At 67.3% G+C, this 15,805-nt stretch carries 17 protein-coding genes; 8 read left to right on the forward strand and 9 right to left on the reverse strand.

All coding sequences use genetic code 11. The features are described from left to right. Positions 1-26: 26 nt before the first annotated feature. From AC1DNC_RS13450 to AC1DNC_RS13465, 4 genes are all read right to left on the reverse strand, one after another. Complete coding sequence (locus AC1DNC_RS13450) at positions 27-863, reverse strand: amino acid ABC transporter permease (protein ID WP_476863034.1); 837 nt, start codon at positions 861-863, stop codon at positions 27-29. Continuing rightward, the gene (locus tag AC1DNC_RS13455) at positions 860-1,510 is read right to left on the reverse strand and encodes an amino acid ABC transporter permease (RefSeq protein ID WP_476863035.1); all 651 of its coding nucleotides are present in this window, start codon (positions 1,508-1,510) and stop codon (positions 860-862) included. Before AC1DNC_RS13455 ends, AC1DNC_RS13450 begins: the two co-directional genes overlap by 4 nt. 99 nt (positions 1,511-1,609) lie before the next feature. Then, positions 1,610-2,491 carry a glutamate ABC transporter substrate-binding protein gene (locus tag AC1DNC_RS13460; protein ID WP_476863036.1) on the reverse strand — a complete coding sequence of 294 codons (882 nt, stop codon included), beginning with the start codon at positions 2,489-2,491 and terminating at the stop codon, positions 1,610-1,612. Positions 2,492-2,580: 89 nt separating this feature from the next. After that, positions 2,581-3,336, reverse strand: a complete 756-nt coding sequence (locus tag AC1DNC_RS13465) for an amino acid ABC transporter ATP-binding protein (protein WP_476863037.1) — start codon at positions 3,334-3,336, stop codon at positions 2,581-2,583. Positions 3,337-3,492: 156 nt separating this feature from the next. On the opposite strand from AC1DNC_RS13465, the gene AC1DNC_RS13470 reads away from it, so the two are divergent. The 4 genes from AC1DNC_RS13470 to AC1DNC_RS13485 all read left to right on the forward strand — a co-directional run bounded on the left by AC1DNC_RS13470 (position 3,493) and on the right by AC1DNC_RS13485 (position 6,544). Then, positions 3,493-4,395, forward strand: a complete 903-nt coding sequence (locus AC1DNC_RS13470) for an LOG family protein (RefSeq protein ID WP_476863038.1) — start codon at positions 3,493-3,495, stop codon at positions 4,393-4,395. Positions 4,396-4,430: 35 nt separating this feature from the next. After that, the gene (locus tag AC1DNC_RS13475) at positions 4,431-4,859 is read left to right on the forward strand and encodes a DivIVA domain-containing protein (RefSeq protein ID WP_476863039.1); all 429 of its coding nucleotides are present in this window, start codon (positions 4,431-4,433) and stop codon (positions 4,857-4,859) included. Next, positions 4,856-6,151, forward strand: a complete 1,296-nt coding sequence (locus AC1DNC_RS13480) for a hypothetical protein (RefSeq protein WP_476863040.1) — start codon at positions 4,856-4,858, stop codon at positions 6,149-6,151. The genes AC1DNC_RS13475 and AC1DNC_RS13480 overlap by 4 nt, the downstream gene beginning before the upstream one ends. A gap of 225 nt (positions 6,152-6,376) precedes the next feature. Beyond that, positions 6,377-6,544, forward strand: a complete 168-nt coding sequence (locus AC1DNC_RS13485) for a DUF3117 domain-containing protein (RefSeq protein ID WP_476863041.1) — start codon at positions 6,377-6,379, stop codon at positions 6,542-6,544. Positions 6,545-6,608: 64 nt separating this feature from the next. Here AC1DNC_RS13485 and AC1DNC_RS13490 read toward each other — a convergent pair whose 3' ends face one another. Continuing rightward, entirely contained in the window at positions 6,609-7,241 is a 633-nt protein-coding gene (locus AC1DNC_RS13490) for an O-methyltransferase (protein ID WP_476863042.1), read from the reverse strand. A 232-nt stretch (positions 7,242-7,473) separates the two neighbouring features. On the opposite strand from AC1DNC_RS13490, the gene sigE reads away from it, so the two are divergent. From sigE to AC1DNC_RS13505, 3 genes are all read left to right on the forward strand, one after another. After that, a complete protein-coding gene (gene sigE, locus AC1DNC_RS13495; protein ID WP_476863043.1) occupies positions 7,474-8,109 on the forward strand; it encodes an RNA polymerase sigma factor SigE in 636 nt (211 codons plus the stop codon). Positions 8,110-8,117: 8 nt separating this feature from the next. Further along, a complete protein-coding gene (locus AC1DNC_RS13500; RefSeq protein ID WP_476863044.1) occupies positions 8,118-9,341 on the forward strand; it encodes a hypothetical protein in 1,224 nt (407 codons plus the stop codon). A gap of 99 nt (positions 9,342-9,440) precedes the next feature. Beyond that, the gene (locus AC1DNC_RS13505; protein WP_476863045.1) at positions 9,441-9,818 is read left to right on the forward strand and encodes a twin-arginine translocase TatA/TatE family subunit; all 378 of its coding nucleotides are present in this window, start codon (positions 9,441-9,443) and stop codon (positions 9,816-9,818) included. Between the two features lie 46 nt (positions 9,819-9,864). Here the strand turns inward: AC1DNC_RS13505 and AC1DNC_RS13510 are convergent, their stop codons facing one another. The 3 genes from AC1DNC_RS13510 to AC1DNC_RS13520 form a co-directional block, all read right to left on the reverse strand. After that, the gene (locus AC1DNC_RS13510) at positions 9,865-10,968 is read right to left on the reverse strand and encodes an Mrp/NBP35 family ATP-binding protein (protein ID WP_476863046.1); all 1,104 of its coding nucleotides are present in this window, start codon (positions 10,966-10,968) and stop codon (positions 9,865-9,867) included. A 108-nt stretch (positions 10,969-11,076) separates the two neighbouring features. Continuing rightward, positions 11,077-11,811, reverse strand: coding sequence for a DUF1003 domain-containing protein (locus tag AC1DNC_RS13515; RefSeq protein WP_476863047.1), 735 nt, complete (start codon positions 11,809-11,811; stop codon positions 11,077-11,079). Next, complete coding sequence (locus AC1DNC_RS13520) at positions 11,792-13,075, reverse strand: magnesium transporter MgtE N-terminal domain-containing protein (protein WP_476863048.1); 1,284 nt, start codon at positions 13,073-13,075, stop codon at positions 11,792-11,794. The genes AC1DNC_RS13515 and AC1DNC_RS13520 overlap by 20 nt, the downstream gene beginning before the upstream one ends. 77 nt (positions 13,076-13,152) lie before the next feature. Here AC1DNC_RS13520 and AC1DNC_RS13525 point away from each other — a divergent pair, with 77 nt between their 5' ends. Beyond that, on the forward strand, positions 13,153-14,079 hold the full coding sequence (locus tag AC1DNC_RS13525) for a YflT domain-containing protein (RefSeq protein WP_476863049.1): 927 nt from the start codon (positions 13,153-13,155) through the stop codon (positions 14,077-14,079). 105 nt (positions 14,080-14,184) lie between these two features. On the opposite strand, the gene AC1DNC_RS13530 is transcribed toward AC1DNC_RS13525, so the two are convergent. After that, a complete protein-coding gene (locus AC1DNC_RS13530; RefSeq protein WP_476863050.1) occupies positions 14,185-15,768 on the reverse strand; it encodes an aminopeptidase P family protein in 1,584 nt (527 codons plus the stop codon). Positions 15,769-15,805: the final 37 nt, after the last annotated feature.

Here is a 15,805-nt window from a genome sequence, read left to right on the forward strand (position 1 = left end):
TCTTGCTTGGAGCTGGCTGGAGGGGCCTACTTCGCCGGGGCGGTCCCGGCGACCGGGGCGTGGGCCATGCCGCCGGCGGCCTTCTTGGAACCGCGCTTCTCGATCCAGATGGCGAGCCGGGAGACCGCCAGATTGATCGCGATGTAGATGGCAGCGGCCACGAAGAACACCGGGAAGAGGAACTGCGGACCCAGGAAGTCGGCCATGACCTGCACCGCGCGAAGGAGCTCGCCGTAGGCCACGATGTAGCCGAGCGAGGTGTCCTTGAGCAGGACCACCAGCTGCGCCACGAGCGAGGGGAGCATCCGGCGGATAGCCTGCGGCAACTCAATGGTCAGCCGGGACTGGAAGCTGGTGAGGCCGATGGCGAGGCCGGCTTCGCGCTGTCCCTTGGGCAGCGACTGGATGCCGGCGCGGATGATTTCGGCGAAGATCGCCGAGTTGTACAGGACCAGGCCCGCCACGACGGCGACGAAGGAACTGGTGGCAAAGACGAGCAGCACGAACAGCATCATCAGCACCACCGGCATGCCGCGCAGGAACTCGAGCACGATGCGGGTGGGAACACGGACCCAGGCGACGTTGGAGATGCGCATCAGGCACAGCAGCAGGCCCAGCGGGAAAGCGATCACGGCCGAGACCGCTGCGGCGCTGAGTGTGGCACCGATGCCGTTGGCGATCAGGGTCCAGACGTCGGCCTGGCTGAAGATGGCCCAACGCTGGGCCTCGAAGATGCCCTGTTGGGCGAGGGTCATCACGGCCAGGACCAGGAGGGCGCCGATCACGATAACGCCAATGACCGAGCCGATCAGGGAAACGCGGCGGGCTTTCGGGCCCGGGACGTCGTAGAGAACTGAGCTCATCGTGCGATCGCCACCTTTCGTTCAACCACGTTGGCGAGGTAGCCAAGCGGGACGGTAATCAGCAGGTAGAAGAACGCGACGCCCACCAGGACCCACATGACGGCGTCGCCGTGGTCGTTGGCGAGCTGCTTGCCGTAGCCGAAAAGCTCGAGCACATAGAACGCGCCGGCCACGGAGGAGTTCTTCACCAGGGCGATCAGGATATTGATCAGCGGCGGGATCACCGTGCGGAGAGCCTGCGGCAGGATGATCAGGGAGAGCACCTGGCTGAACTTCAGGCCGATGCTGCGGGCGGCCTCGGCCTGGCCCACGGGAACACTGTTGACGCCGGAGCGGACCGCCTCGGCGATGAAGGCCGAGGTGTAAGCGCTCAGGGCGATGATCGCGGCGACTTCGAACTGCTGGAACGTGACACCCAGGCGGGGCAGCACCACGGCGGCGAAGAAGAAAGCGATGGTCAGCGGGGTGTTCCGGACAATCTCCACGTAGGCCATGCTGAAACCGCGCAACGCGGCGATGGGGGAGACCCGGGCCGCCGCGAGCAGGGTGCCGAAGACAAGGGCGATGATTCCCGAGACCACGGCCAGGAAGAGGGTTCTGAGAAAGCCGTCCCAATACTGGGGCAGGCTTTCAATGATGACGTCCATAGGTTCCTTCAGCTGCGTTGAGGGGATTCAAGCTTGAGCAGGGGTGCGGCGGCCGCCGGTCCGCAGGGGTGCGGGTTCCGGCGGCCGCCGCGTCCGGCTTTAGTAGCGGTCGATGGTGGGGAGCTTCGGAGCGGTCTTGATGACTGCGCCGGCGGTCGCTTCCCAGGCCTTCTTGTAGGAACCGTCCTTGTCGAAGGCTTCCAGCTGGTCGTTGATCCAGTTGCGGAAGACCTTGTCGTCCTTCTTCAGGCCGATGCCGTAAGGCTCCTTGGTGAAGGTCTCGTCCGAGGCCAGCTTGAAGGCGTCCGGCTCCTTGTTGACGAAGCCGGCGAGGATGACGTTGTCGGTGGTGACAGCTTCAACCTGCTTGTTGCGCAGCGGCTCAAGGCAGGCGGAGTAGGTCGCGGCCGGAACCAGGACTGCTCCGTACTTCTCCACGATGGTGGAGGCAGGGGTGGAACCGGTGACGGAGCAGACCTTCTTGCCCTTGACGTCCTCAGGCTTGGTGATGGAGTTGTTGTCCTTGTTCACCATGAGAGCCTGGCCGGCCTCGTAGTACGGACCAGCGAAGTCGACTTCGGTCTTGCGCTTGTCGTTGATCGTGTAGGTGGCGACGATGATGTCGACCTTGCCCTGCTTGATGAACTGCTCGCGGTTGGCGGAGACGGTCTCGACCCACTCGATCTTGTCAGCGGGGATGCCCAGCTTCGCGGCGATCAGCTTGCCGATCTCAACGTCGAAACCGACAGGCTTGCCGTCGAGGCCCTTCTGGCCGAACAGCGGCTGGTCGAACTTGGTGCCGATGGTGATCTTGCCGGCGGAAGAAAGCTTTGCCATGGTGCTGTCGGCGGCAAAGCTCGGCTTCTCGGCTACGGGCGGGTTGGTCGTGGAGGAGCTGCCGCCGCAGGCGCTCAGGCTCAGGGCCAGAGCTGCGGATGCGGCCACCAGAAGGGACTTCCTTCGGGTCAAAAATGCCATCATGACATTCCTTTCATTGGGCGGCCGCCTCACGGCGGCCTGGGTGCGGTCTCTGCGGAAAGTTCGGTGTTGGTGTTCGGAGCCTGGCGGGCTTAGTGCGTCAGCAGCTTGGACAGGAAGTCTTTGGCGCGATCACTCTTCGGGTTGGTGAAGAACTCCTCGGGCGTGGCGTCTTCGACGATCTGGCCGTCCGCCATGAACACCACCCGGTCCGCGGCCTTGCGGGCGAAGCCCATCTCGTGGGTCACCACGATCATGGTCATGCCTTCCTTGGCGAGCTGGACCATGACGTCGAGGACCTCGTTGATCATTTCGGGGTCCAGAGCGGAGGTGGGCTCGTCGAAGAGCATGACCTTCGGCTTCATGGCGAGGGCACGGGCGATGGCCACACGCTGCTGCTGGCCGCCGGAGAGCTGGGCCGGCAGCTTCGGGGCCTGGTGTCCGACGCCGACGCGCTCGAGCAGGGCCATGGCGTCCTTGTCCGCCTCGGCCTTGGACACGCCCTTGACCTTGATCGGTCCGAGCGTGACGTTTTCCAGGATCGTCTTGTGGGCAAACAGGTTGAAGGACTGGAAGACCATCCCGACGTCGGCGCGCAGCTTCGCGAGTTCCTTGCCCTCAGCGGGAAGTTCCTTGCCGTCGATCTTGATGACGCCGTCATCGATGGTTTCCAGCCGGTTGATGGCGCGGCAGAGCGTTGACTTGCCGGAACCCGAGGGGCCGATGACAACAACGACCTCTCCCTTACGGACGTTCAAATTGATGTCCTTGAGGACGTGCAACTGGCCGTAATGCTTGTTGACGGCATTCAGGGAGACGAGGGCATCGCCGGGCACTTGAGTAGTCATAAGAAGAATCTAGCGAACATTAGCGGATTATGACCCCAATCACTCGGAGTTGGTCAACATCGTGACCCAAGAGATATCCGCAGGTCAGGGGCCGCGTCGCCGGGTCCGGCGGGCCGGCCGTGCCGAACCGCCCGGCCTGCCGATCCGCGCTAGCCTATGGGCATGAGTACCGATCCGCAGCCCACGCCAGAGCCGAACCCCGCGCCGAACACCGGTGCCGGGCGGCGGGATTACCCGCCGGCCAACGGTATCCGGCACAAGGGCCCCCTTGAACTGCGCCGCAAGGCTGCCAAGGTCACGATGTCGGACCAAACGCTGCTGGACACCAAGGGCCCCGGGCAGTTTGTGCACACCGACCCGTGGCGGGTGCTGCGGATCCAGAGCGAATTCGTGGAAGGTTTCGGCGCCCTCGCCGACCTTGGCCCGGCGGTCAGCGTTTTTGGTTCCGCGCGGACCCTGCCGGGGAGCCTCAACTATGAGCTGGCCGTCGACGTCGGCCGCAAACTGGCCGAAGCCGGCCTGGCCGTCATCACCGGCGGCGGTCCCGGCTCCATGGAAGCGGCCAACAAGGGTGCGGTCCAGGGCAACGGGGTATCGGTGGGCCTGGGGATTGAACTGCCGTTCGAGCAGGGCATGAACCAGTGGGTCGACCTTGGCATCAACTTCCGTTATTTCTTTGCCCGGAAGACCATGTTCGTGAAATACGCCCAGGGATTCATTGTGCTCCCCGGCGGCCTGGGCACCCTGGACGAGCTTTTCGAGGCCATGGTCCTGGTCCAGACGCGGAAGGTAACGTCCTTCCCGATCGTGCTGATCGGCACCGCGTTCTGGAGCCCGATGCTGGACTGGATCCAGACCACCCTGGTCGCCGAGGGAATGATGGCGGAGGAAGACCTCGACCTCGTGCAGGTGGTCGACGACCCGGCGCTCGCCGTCGAACTCATCGTCGAAGGCGCCGCCCGGCACCGCAACCCCAACGGGGCCAACCCCAGCGCCGGAAACGGCACGGGCAACGGCAGCAACGGCAGCAACGGCGCAGCCGGCGGTCCGCGGGCCTGACCAGCCCGCACGGCCGCGTCTGGCACGATGGAGCTGTGAGTTTCTTCCTGGTCTTCGTGGCGATCGCGCTTGCCGCCGTCGCCATCCTCGTCGGTACCGACCTGGTGCCGCGGTTCTTCCGCCGCCGCGCCGGCGAACAGCCATTCGACGACGGCTTCGACGAGCCGGTGGCGTCGCTGCCGGCCGTGCTGCTGCCTGCCGACGCGGCCCCCGCGGACATCGACCGGATCCGGTTCGCCGTCGGGGTACGGGGCTACCGAATGGACCAGGTAGATCAAGTCCTCGACGAGCTGCGCGAGCAGATCGCCCGAAAAGACCGCGAAATTGCCCGGCTCCGCACGGCGGCGCAGCGAACCTCGCCGGAACCGTCAGAGCCGGACCGGCACCCTGAACAGGCGCCGGACAGGCACCCCGACTCCGCGCCGGGATCGACGTCGGGCCCGGCGCCGGACCCGGCACCATGACCCCGGTGGTCCAGGAGAACGCGAACTCTGCCGTGTGGGGCCGGATCGCGGCCGCCGGGACCCGCGCCGCCCGCTGGCCGTGGTGGCTGCAGGTCGGCAGCCTCTACCTCGCGGCCCGGCTGGTCAGTGCCTGCATCTTCATGGCGGCCGCCCTGCATCAGGGCGTGAACCCGTGGTTTCCGCCGAAGCCGGACTACTGGAACTTCATCAACATCTGGGATGCCCGCTGGTACGGCGAAGCCCTGCGGAACGGCTATCCCGCCGAACTGCCGACCGACGACGCCGGCGCGGTGCAGGAAAACACGTGGGCCTTCTACCCGCTCTTCCCGCTACTGGGCCGGACCCTCGCCGGGGTGGCCGGAATCGCGCCCGCCGCCGCGCTCACCATCATCGCCATGCTCTCCGGGCTGGCAGCCGCCCTGGTGGTCTACCGGCTTTTCCGGCAGAAGGCGACGCACCGCACGGCGCTCTGGGGCGCGGTCTTCGTCTGTACCTTCCCCGTCTCGGCAGTGCTCCAGGTTCCCTACGCGGAGTCGCTGAACCTCCTGCTGCTCGCCGCGGCGCTGCTGCTGGTGGTACGCCGGCGCTACCTTTGGGCGATGCCGGTGGTGCTCCTGATGTGCCTGTCGCGGCCCACGGGCGTGCCCTTCGCCGCGATGGTCGGATTGCTCTTCCTGTACCGGGTGTATCCGCACCTGGTCGCAGCGTTCCGCGGCGGGCCCCGTATCGCTGCGGCGCACGGCCCCGGCGGGGAAACTCCCGCAGCCCTGTCGCCCAAACCGGGCGAGCTGTGGTCGCTGGCCGGCCTTGCCGCCGTCAGCAGCCTGGCGGCACTGCTGTGGCCCGCCATCGCGTGGGCAGCCACGGGCGACATCCAGGCCTACACCAAGACGGAGACTGTCTGGCGCGGCCACGACCTGGTGCCCTTCAAGCCCTGGTTCGACACCGGTATCCAACTCTTCGGGCCCGTCCTCGGGCTACTGGCGCCTTTTGTCGTCGTGGCCGCCTTTGTCCTCCTGATGATGTCCCGTCCCGTGGCAGCACTCGGCACCGAGCTGAGACTCTGGTGCGTTTGTTACGTGGGCTACCTGCTGGCGTTCCTGCACCCGCAGACCAGCACCTTCCGGATGCTGCTGCCGCTGTTCCCGCTGGCGCTCAGCGCCGCACTCGTCTCCCGCTCCCGGGCCTACCGCGGGACCGTTGTTGTCATGTTTATTCTGCTGCAAATCGTCTGGATCGTGTGGCTCTGGGCCTGGGCCCAATTGCCCGGCGGAGGCGACTATCCGCCGTGATGCCGGACACCTTTTGCTGCCGTAAATGCGGGATTCCCCGGCGGCAGAAAAAGTCCATCGATTAGCTACAAGCGCGTAATTACGGGATAATGGACCGTAAGCTAAGGAAAACTAAGAATTTAGCCACGGAGGCTGCCATCACGGCCGCCGGGCTGTTTGTTTGACCAAGCGGACACAGCCCGGCCGGGCTGGAAAGTCACGGGACTACTGGAGGGGATATTCCTCATGGCGGCTATGAAACCACGCACCGGCGACGGCCCTATGGAAGTGACGAAAGAGGGCCGCAGCCTGATCATGCGGGTTCCGCTCGAAGGCGGGGGACGGCTGGTAGTCGAACTCAACGCTTCCGAAGCGACAAATCTCAAGGAATGCCTGGTCGGCGTTACCGAATAGTTTTTTCGTCACAGGGAAGGGGCCCGCAGCCGGTTGGCTGCGGGCCCCTTCGCCGTTTTCGGGGCTATTTCTTGACCGCCACCAGCAATCCGTCGCCGGTCGGCAGCATGGCTGAGGCGAGGCGGTCGTCGTCGCGGATGGACTTGCCCACCTGGCGCAGCACGACGGTGGTGGCCTCGCGGGCCGCGGGGTTGGAGACGCGGTCCTTGTCGAGGGCGTCGTTGACGATCAGCAGGCCGCCGGACTTGAGCAACCGGATGGCCTGTTCCACATAGCTGGGGTAGTTGGGCTTATCCGCATCGATGAAGACCAGGTCGTACGCGCCGTCGGTCAGTCGCGGCAGCACGTCTCCGGCGCGGCCGGAAATCGTGCGCGTGCGGTTGGCGGGGCTGCCGGCCTCCTGGAAGGACTCCCGCGCGGCGCGGAGGTGCTCGACGTCGACGTCGATCGTCGTCAGGACCGCCTGCGGGCCGAGGCCCCGCAGGATGCAGACGCCGGAGACGCCGGCGCCGGTGCCGATTTCCACGGCCGTCTGGGCCTTGGAGGCGGCTGCGAGTACCGTCAGGACGGCGCCGACGCCGGGTCCGATCGGGGTGACGCCCAGTTCGAAAGACCGTTCGCGCGCGTGCAACAGAACCTCATCCTCGGCAGGCAGATCTTCTGCGTAGGACCAGCTCGTGGACTTATCGGCGCTCATGGGTATCGCTTTCCGGGCAGGAGGGGAGTGTTTCATACAGCGTACTGTGTTCTGAAGGCTCTTCCGGGTTCCGCCGTTGGCAGAAGAAGCGGCTGCGTCAGGAAATTCCCAGCTTATTTTGAAATGATGGCTATTCGATCATCCGCGTGGTGATCGGCGCCGAATCTAGGGTGTAGAAGCTTGCAGCAGCAAGCCATCCAGGCGAACGCATCATCCGCGAGGGGAGTGGGCAATGTCGGTTGTGGCAGCTGTCCCGGTTACTGACGAGTCCCAGCCCACGGCCGAGGCCGAGTGGGTCAGGCCGACGTGGGAAGAGGTAGTGACTAACCACTCCGCCAAGGTCTACCGCCTGGCGTACCGGCTCACCGGTAACAAATACGACGCCGAGGACCTCACCCAGGAAGTGTTCGTTCGGGTGTTCCGTTCGCTGGAGAACTTCAAGCCCGGCACCCTGGACGGCTGGCTGCACCGCATCACCACCAATCTCTTCCTCGACCAGGCCCGGCGTAAGAGCCGGATCCGCTTCGATGCGCTGGCCGAAGACGCCGAGTCGCGCATTCCCGGCCGCGAGCCGGGCCCGGAGCAGAGCTTCGAATTCAACAACCTTGACCTGGACGTGCAGGCCGCCCTGGAGGAGTTGCCGCCGGATTTCCGCGCTGCCGTGGTGCTGTGCGACCTCGAGGGCCTGTCCTACGACGAGGTTGCCGTCGCGCTGGACGTGAAGCTGGGTACGGTCAGGTCCCGGATCCACCGCGGCCGGACGATGCTGCGCGAAAAGCTCGCCCACCGCGATCCGAGGCCCCAGTCGGCCGCAAAGCAGACACTGAAGCCGCGGCTCAAGATGCCCCGCATCGCCGGCCTCCTCTGAACCGGGCAATGGGTCACCTGAAACATTTCCTCGCTGGCCTCACCTGCACGTACTTCGGCCGCAAGCCGGGCCGTGCCCTGCCGGGCGCGCAATCGCTCACCGGCGCGGCCCAGGAGCGGCGCCGCAAGCACCTTGAGCGGTGTGAGTCGTGCCGGGCCCGGCTGCAGCGCGAAGGCCAGTACCTCGAACGCCTGCGCGGTGCCGCCGTGCCCGCCGCCAGCGAAGACCTGACCGCCCGCCTGCTGGCACAAACCGGTGTGCTGGCTGCCGGCCAGGAGGGCGCGGAGGCAGCGACGGCTCCCGCGCCTGATCCGCTCCCGGCATCGGGGACCGTGCCGCACCGGACTGTGCGTCAGAACAGGCCGCAGCACGGGAAGCCGTTTCGGCTTGCCGTCCAGATTGCCAGCGGGGCGGCCGCGACGGCAGTCCTGATGGGTGGCGCCGCCTACCTGTTGGGCAGCGAGCCCGCGCCGCCCGGCGAGGAAGCCTTCAGCACCACCTTCCCCGGAAAGAGCGCCCCGGGCCCTGCACTGTCCTCCGAGAGCATCTCCATGGCTGCCTGGAAACTCAGCGGCGAGCCCGACGTCACTCCGGCCGGGTCGCTGAGCGCCGAACAGCTCTCCGCCCTGCGTGCCGGTGGCTGGAACTGCCCGGAATTGCGGGAGCTCGGCTACCACCTGGTCTGGGCCCGCGGTGGAGTCACCGACGGCTCGGAAATCCTGGAGCTGCGCCTCACCGACGGCCGGCACTTTGCGACAGTCCTGGAGCAGCACGCCACAGCGGCCCCTGGGCTTCCTGGAACGGACGGCGCCCTGCGGCCGGCACCCGGGCGGGACGGTTCGGCACAGGCGGCTGCGGCGCCGCCTTCCGGGCCTCCGGTGAACGTACTGACCGGGCACCCGGCCACCGAGGACGGCTTCGTGGCCGCCCGGTTGGACACAGCCGCCGGACTCGACGCAACAGGGGCGCCCGCAACAGCGGCGCCGGCATCGTCCTCCGGCACCCTGTGGATCAACAAACACGCGCCGTTCCGTGCGATCTACCGGACATCGACGGCCACTTTCACCTACGTCTCCGAGCTTCCGGCGGACCAGGCTGACGACGGCCTGGGAGCCCTGGTGCACTCCCGTCCCGCGACGTCCCTGACGTCCCCGACGGCGCCGGGCGACGGCGGTGTCCCTGCCCGGCTGGAACGGGGCCTGGAACGAATAGTGGAGCTGCTCGCACGATGAGGAGCGCCATCTCACCGCATAGCGAAGGGGCCGCCAGCCATGGCGCATCCGGGTGTCTTGGAATCGTGCCGCGCCGGGCTGAGAGGGTAATCTCCTAGAGTGCTAGGAATCAACGGACCGGAGTTCATTCTTCTCCTGATCATCGGCCTTTTGGTGATCGGACCGAGCAGGCTGCCCGAATACACCCAGAAGCTGGCCAACATCGTCAAGGAAGTCCGTCGGATGGCTTCGGGCGCCCGTGAGCAGATCAAGGAAGAAGTCGGCATCGACATCGACGATGTGGACTGGAAGAAGTACGATCCGCGGCAGTATGACCCCCGCCGGATCATCAAGGAAGCCCTCCTGGAGGACGACACCAAACCCGTGAGCGCCGGAGCGCCGGCAGCGGTCGCCACCGCGGAGGAGCGCCCACCGGCCCGGGTCATCGAGCGCTTGCCGCAGGGCGTGCCCGCCCCGTTCGATTCCGAGGCCACCTAGGCGGACCGCAAGGCCGGGCCGGACCGCAAGGCCGGCGCGGGGCGCGTCAGCGGGGCTGGAGGCCCAGCGACATTCCCTTCAGCCCGCGCGGGCTGGACGCCAGCTTGCCGGCAATGCCCGCCAGGGCTAGGGCGGCCGGAGTCTCGGGGCGGCCAAGCACCAGAGGAACCCCGGTGTCCCCGCCTTCGCGCAGCAGGATATCGAGCGGAATCTGTCCCAGCAGCGGTACCTCGGTACCGACCGTCGCGGAGAGCCGCTCGGCGAGGACCGCGCCGCCGCCGCTGCCGAAGAGTTCCATTCGTTCGCCGTCGGGCATCTCCAGGTAGGACATGTTCTCCACGACGCCGGCCACCGACTGCCCGGTTTGCACCGCGATTGCTCCGGCCCGCTCGGCGACATCGGCCGCCGCCGCCTGCGGCGTCGTGACCACCAGGATCTGCGCCTTCGGCAGCAGTTGGGCCACTGAAATGGCAATATCTCCGGTGCCCGGGGGCAGATCCAGGAACAGCGCGTCCAGGTCGCCGAAGTAGACGTCCGTGAGGAACTGCTCCAGGGCGCGGTGCAGCATCGGCCCGCGCCAGGCCACCGGCTGGTTTCCGGTGACGAACATGCCGATGGAGATAACCTTGACGCCGTAGGCAACCGGCGGCAGGATCATGTCGTCCACCCGGGTGGGTGCCTGGTCGATGCCCATCAACGCGGGGACGGAGAAGCCGTAGACATCGGCGTCGACGATCCCCACCCGCAGCCCTTGCGCCGCGAGGGCGCAGGCCAGGTTCACGGTCACCGAGGACTTTCCGACGCCGCCCTTGCCGCTGGCCACGGCGTACACCTTGGTCAGGGAGCCGGGGGCGTTGAACGGGATGCCGCGCGCACCGCCCGGGCCGCGCAACTGCTCCTTGAGCGCATCGCGCTGTTCCTGGCTCATCACCTTGAGTTCGACGTCGACGGCGGTGACGCCTGGCACGGCCGTCAGCGCCGCCTCGCAGTCCGCGGTAATGGTGCCGCGCAGCGGGCAGCCCGCGATGGTGAGGAGCACGGTGATCCGGACCCGGCCGGAGCCGGAAACGTCCACCGAATCAACCATGCCGAGTTCGGTGATGGGCCGGCGCAGTTCCGGGTCGATCACCGTGGCCAGTGCCGCGTGCACCGAGCGTTCCACGGCGGACTGCGGGCCCGGTTCCGGTGTTGGTCCCTGTGTTTTTCCCGGTGTTGGTCCTTGTACTCTTCCCTTCGGACTGCTCATTGCGGGCTTGGCTCAGCTTTCGGGGTAGGTGTGTGGGGCGGACGGTTCCGGGCTGTCCTTGCCCTCGGTGCCGGCGTCGGGCCGGATGCGGGGTATTTGCTGGGTGCGGGGGTTGCGCTGTTTGTCGCGGCGTTCCTTGAGCTTTTCCTTGACCTTGTCCCGCGGGGAGTCCTGAATGCCGTCGGTGGCGTCGTGGCTGCGGAGTTCCTCCTGCGCCTCGAGCATGTCCTCGAGCAGGCTGCGCAGCTCGGCCCGGACGTAGTCGCGGGTGGCGACTTCGCGCAGGGCGATGCGCAGCGAGGCCAGCTCCCGGGTCAGGTACTCGGTGTCGGAGAGGTTGCGTTCGGCGCGCTGGCGGTCCTGCTGGAGCGAGACCTTGTCCCGGTCGTCCTGCCGGTTCTGCGCGAGCAGCAGCAGCGGGGCGGCGTAGGAGGCCTGGAGGGACAGCATCAGGGTCAGCAAGGTGAAACCCAGCGCCCGTGAATCGAACTGCCACTGCTCCGGTGCCCAGGTGTTCCAGCCCAGCCAGAACACACAGAACACGGTCATGTAGAGCAGGAACTGCGGGGTGCCCATGAACCGGGCAAAGCCCTCGGTGGCATGGCCGAAAGCATCCGGGTCGGGCCGGAACTTGGGCAGGATGCGCTGCCGGCCGCTGAGGGGCGTGTCGAGGGCGCCGGCGGTCTTTCCGCCGGGCCGGACGTTGGAGGTGCGTGGTGCGGTGGGATCAGCCAATGCGGCCTCCAAGCTTCCTTATCGGGGCGTCGTCCTCGTGGGCGCGCCAGTCATCGGGCAACAGATGATCAAGCACGTCATCAACAGTCACCGCCCCGACGAGCCGGCCGTCGTCGTTGACCACGGGGAGCGAGTTGAGGTTGTAGGTGGCCAGGGTGCGGGCCACTTCGCTGATGTGCGCTTGGTCCGAGACCGGTTCGAGGTTCTTGTCCACCAGGTTGCCGAGCGGCTCCGGCGGCGGGTAGCGCAGCAGCTGCTGGATGTGGACGACGCCGAGGAAGCGCCCCGTCGGGGTCTCCAGCGGCGGGCGGGCGATGAAGATGGAGGAGGCCAGCGCGGGGGAGAGCTCCTCGCGGCGGACGTGGGCGAGGGCCTCGGCGACGGTAGCTTCCGGCGGGAGGATGACCGGAACCGGCGTCATCAGGCCGCCGGCGGTGTCCTCGTCGTATTCGAGCAGGCGGCGGACGTCCTCGGCGCCTTCGGGCTCCATCAGCTGCAGCAGCTCTTCGGCCTGGGCGCTGGGGAGCTCGGCGAGGAGGTCGGCGGCGTCGTCCGGGTCCATCTCTTCCAGGACGTCGGCGGCGCGTTCGACGTCGAGGGCGGAGAGGATCTCCACCTGGTCGCCCTCGGGCATTTCCTGCAGGACGTCGGCGAGGCGTTCGTCCTGGAGCTCGCTGGCAACCTCGAAGCGCCGCTTGTCGCTCATCTCCTGGAGGGCCTCGGCGAAGTCGGCGGGCTTGAGGTCCTCGTGGGTGGCGACGAACTGGGTGGCGGCCTGGGGCTCGGTGCGGGCGCCCTGCTGGGCGTCGGCCCAGTCGATGATCATGGTTTCGTTGCGGCGCAGCCTGCTCAGCGGCGAGAGCGAGTGGCCGCGGCGGACGAAGAGCTTGCTGACGAACCAGTCGCCGGAGCGGTGCCGGTCCATCGCGATGTCCTCGATGGTGGCGTCGCCGCTGCCGTCGGCCAGGGTCACGCGGCGGTCGAACATCTCCGCGACCACGAGGGTTTCCGCGCCGCGCTGTTCGAACCGGCGCAGGTTAACCAGCCCGGTGCAGATGACCTGGGTCTGGTCGATCGAGGTAATGCGGGTCATCGGCACGAAGACGCGCTTTTTGCCGGGCACCTCGACGACGATGCCCACCACGTGCGGGGCGCCACGGTTGCCGCGGGCGAGCACGACAACGTCGCGCAGCCGGCCCAGACGGTCGCCCAAGGGGTCGAAGACGTCCAGTCCGAGGAGGCGCGCGACGAATACCCGCGAAAGAGTTGTGCTCACACCTACAGGCTACCGAGTCCGCTCTCTTTTAGCTGAATTTGCAGGCGCCGCCCAGCCGGATGGGTGAGAATGGGCGTATGTCAAACATTTTCGGTGGTCCAAAGGCAGGCGTCCCCGGCGGGGCGGATGAGTCCCGCGCTGTTCCCAAGGGGGACACGGTCGGTTCCTACAACTCCTACCTGGACGCCCAGAAGGCGGTGGACTACCTGGCGGACCAGCAGTTTCCCGTTCAGCTGGTCTCGATCGTCGGCAACGACCTGAAGATGGTGGAGCGCGTGACCGGCCGGCTTACCTACCCCCGCGTTGCGCTCTCCGGCGCGTTGAGCGGGATGTGGTTCGGCCTCTTCGTGGGCGTGATGCTCTCCTTCTTCTCGGAGTCCGGCGGGTACTTCTCGATCGTCACCTCGGTGCTGATGGGCGCGGCCTTCTTTATGCTGTTCGGCATCGTCACCTACGCGATGCAGCGCGGCAAGCGTGACTTCACCTCTACGAGCCAGGTGGTCGCGACGAACTACGACGTCGTGGTGGCCTTCGAGGCAGCCCATGAGGCGCGCCGCCTGCTGCACCAGCTGCCGATGACCCAGCGTGACGCATCCGTCCCGGGCTACCAGCAGCACGAGCACCAGCCGTTCCAGCCCGGCCCGCAGCAACCGGGCCAGTATCAGCCCGGCCCGCAGCAGCAGCCCGGCCAGCAGGGGCAGGGCCCCATGCCGCAGCGTCCCGCCGGGTGGAGCGATCCCTACGGCCAGCGGACCCCCGGCGCCGGGCAGCCGGCGGCAGGCGGCGGCCACCCGGCACAGGAAGCGGAACCGGCCCGCCCCTCGGCTGTCAGCTACCCGGACCTGCCCGACGGGCGGCCGCAGTACGGGGTCCGGGTCACGGATAAACCCCAGCAGGGAGAACACAGGCAGGGAGAACCGGGCCAGCCCGAACCCCGCCACGGAGAGTCCCGCCCGGAAGAGCCCGGCGAGCACGACCCCCGCCGGGACGGCGGCCAGGGCTAAGGGTAGAAGGACATAAAAAGAAAGGACCGCCGGAATGGTTTCCGGCGGTCCTTACTTTTGTCAGTTCCGGCCTCTGGTCTGGCCTGATCTCTTGTCTTGCCCGGCCTAGGGCTGCTGGGCCTCAACGTCCTGGTAGATGCCCGCCATCCAGGACTCGACGTCGTCGGCCTTGCGCGGCAGCGCGGCGCTCAGGTTGACCGGGCCGTCGGCAGTCATCAGGATGTCGTCCTCGATCCGGACGCCGATGCCGCGGTACTCGGCCGGAATCCCGAGGTCCTCCTCCTTGAAGTACAGCCCGGGTTCGATCGTGAAGACCATGCCGGGCTCCAGGATTCCGTCCAGGTACAGCTCGCGCTTGGCCTGGGCGCAGTCGTGCACGTCCAGTCCAAGGTGGTGGCTGGTACCGTGCGGCATCCAGCGGCGGTGCTGCTGGCCCTCGGGGCTGATGGCCTCCTCGACGGACACCGGCAGCAGGCCCCATTCGGCGAGGCGCTCGGCCAGCACGGTGGTGGCGGCGGTGTGGATGTCGCGGAACTTGGTGCCGGGCTGCGCGGCGGCGAAGCCGGCGTCGGCGGCGTCGAGCACGGCCTCGTAGACCTTGCGCTGGACTTCGGAGAAGGTGCCGTTGGCCGGCAGGGTGCGGGTGATGTCCGCGGTGTACAGGGAGTCAGCCTCGACGCCTGCGTCCAGCAGCAGCAGCTCACCGGCAGTGACCTTGCCGGTGTTGCGGGTCCAGTGCAGCACGGTGGCGTTGTTGCCGGAGGCGGCGATGGTGTCGTAGCCCAGCTCGTTGCCCTCTTCGCGGGCCCGGGCGAAGAACGCGCCCTCGACGACGCGCTCGCCGCGGCGGTGGGTGAGGGCCCGCGGCAGGGCCTTGACCACCTCGGTGAAGCCCTCCACCGTGGCGGCCACGGCGGTCTTCATCTGTTCCACTTCCCATTCGTCCTTGATCAGGCGCAGCTCGGAGAGGGCCTCGCTGAGCTTCTCATCGAGCGCGTCCAGGACGCCCAGGTCCAGGTTCTCCGGATCCTTGGCGGTGTTGTAGCGGGCGGTGTCCACGAGCGCATCGATGTTCTCGTCCACTTTGCGCACCAGCCGGATCGAGATGCCGCCGATTTCCGGGGCGCCCACGTTCTTGGTGATGGCGAGTTCGAGTTCGGCCAGGTCCGCGGTCTCGAGTCCCAGCTGGGCCTTGAATTCCGCGAGGGTCGGCCGGGCGCCGATCCAGAACTCGCCCGAGCGGGAGTCTGCGTAGAACTGCTCGGTGTCCCGCCCGGCCAGCGGGCGGAAGTAGAGGGTCGCGCGGTGGTGGCCGCCGTCGTCGCCCTCGCCCTCGTCGACGGGCTCAAGGATGAGCACGGCGTCGGGCTCATGGTCCAGGCCCAGGCCGGTGAGGTGCGCGAAGCCGGAGTGCGGACGGAACCGGTAGTCGCAGTCGTTGGAGCGCACCTTCAGGGGCCCGGCGGGGATGACCAGTCGTTCACCTTTGAACAACTCTGAGATGGCCCGGCGGCGGGCGGCGGCGTGGCCGGCGACGGCGTCCAGTTCGGGCAGCTGCTCCCGGGCCGGGGCCCAGTTGCTGGCCATGAATGCCTTGAAGGCATCGGAGCTGGGCCGCTGCGAGCGGTTGTTGACGCGCTCTTCAAGGGGCTGGGAAGCGGAGACTTGGGTGTTATCTGCATCGTTCACCGTCCCATAGTCTCACCAGCTGCGCGGCTTAGGCCAA

The sequence above is a fragment of the Arthrobacter sp. 01N442 genome, from assembly GCF_056399345.1.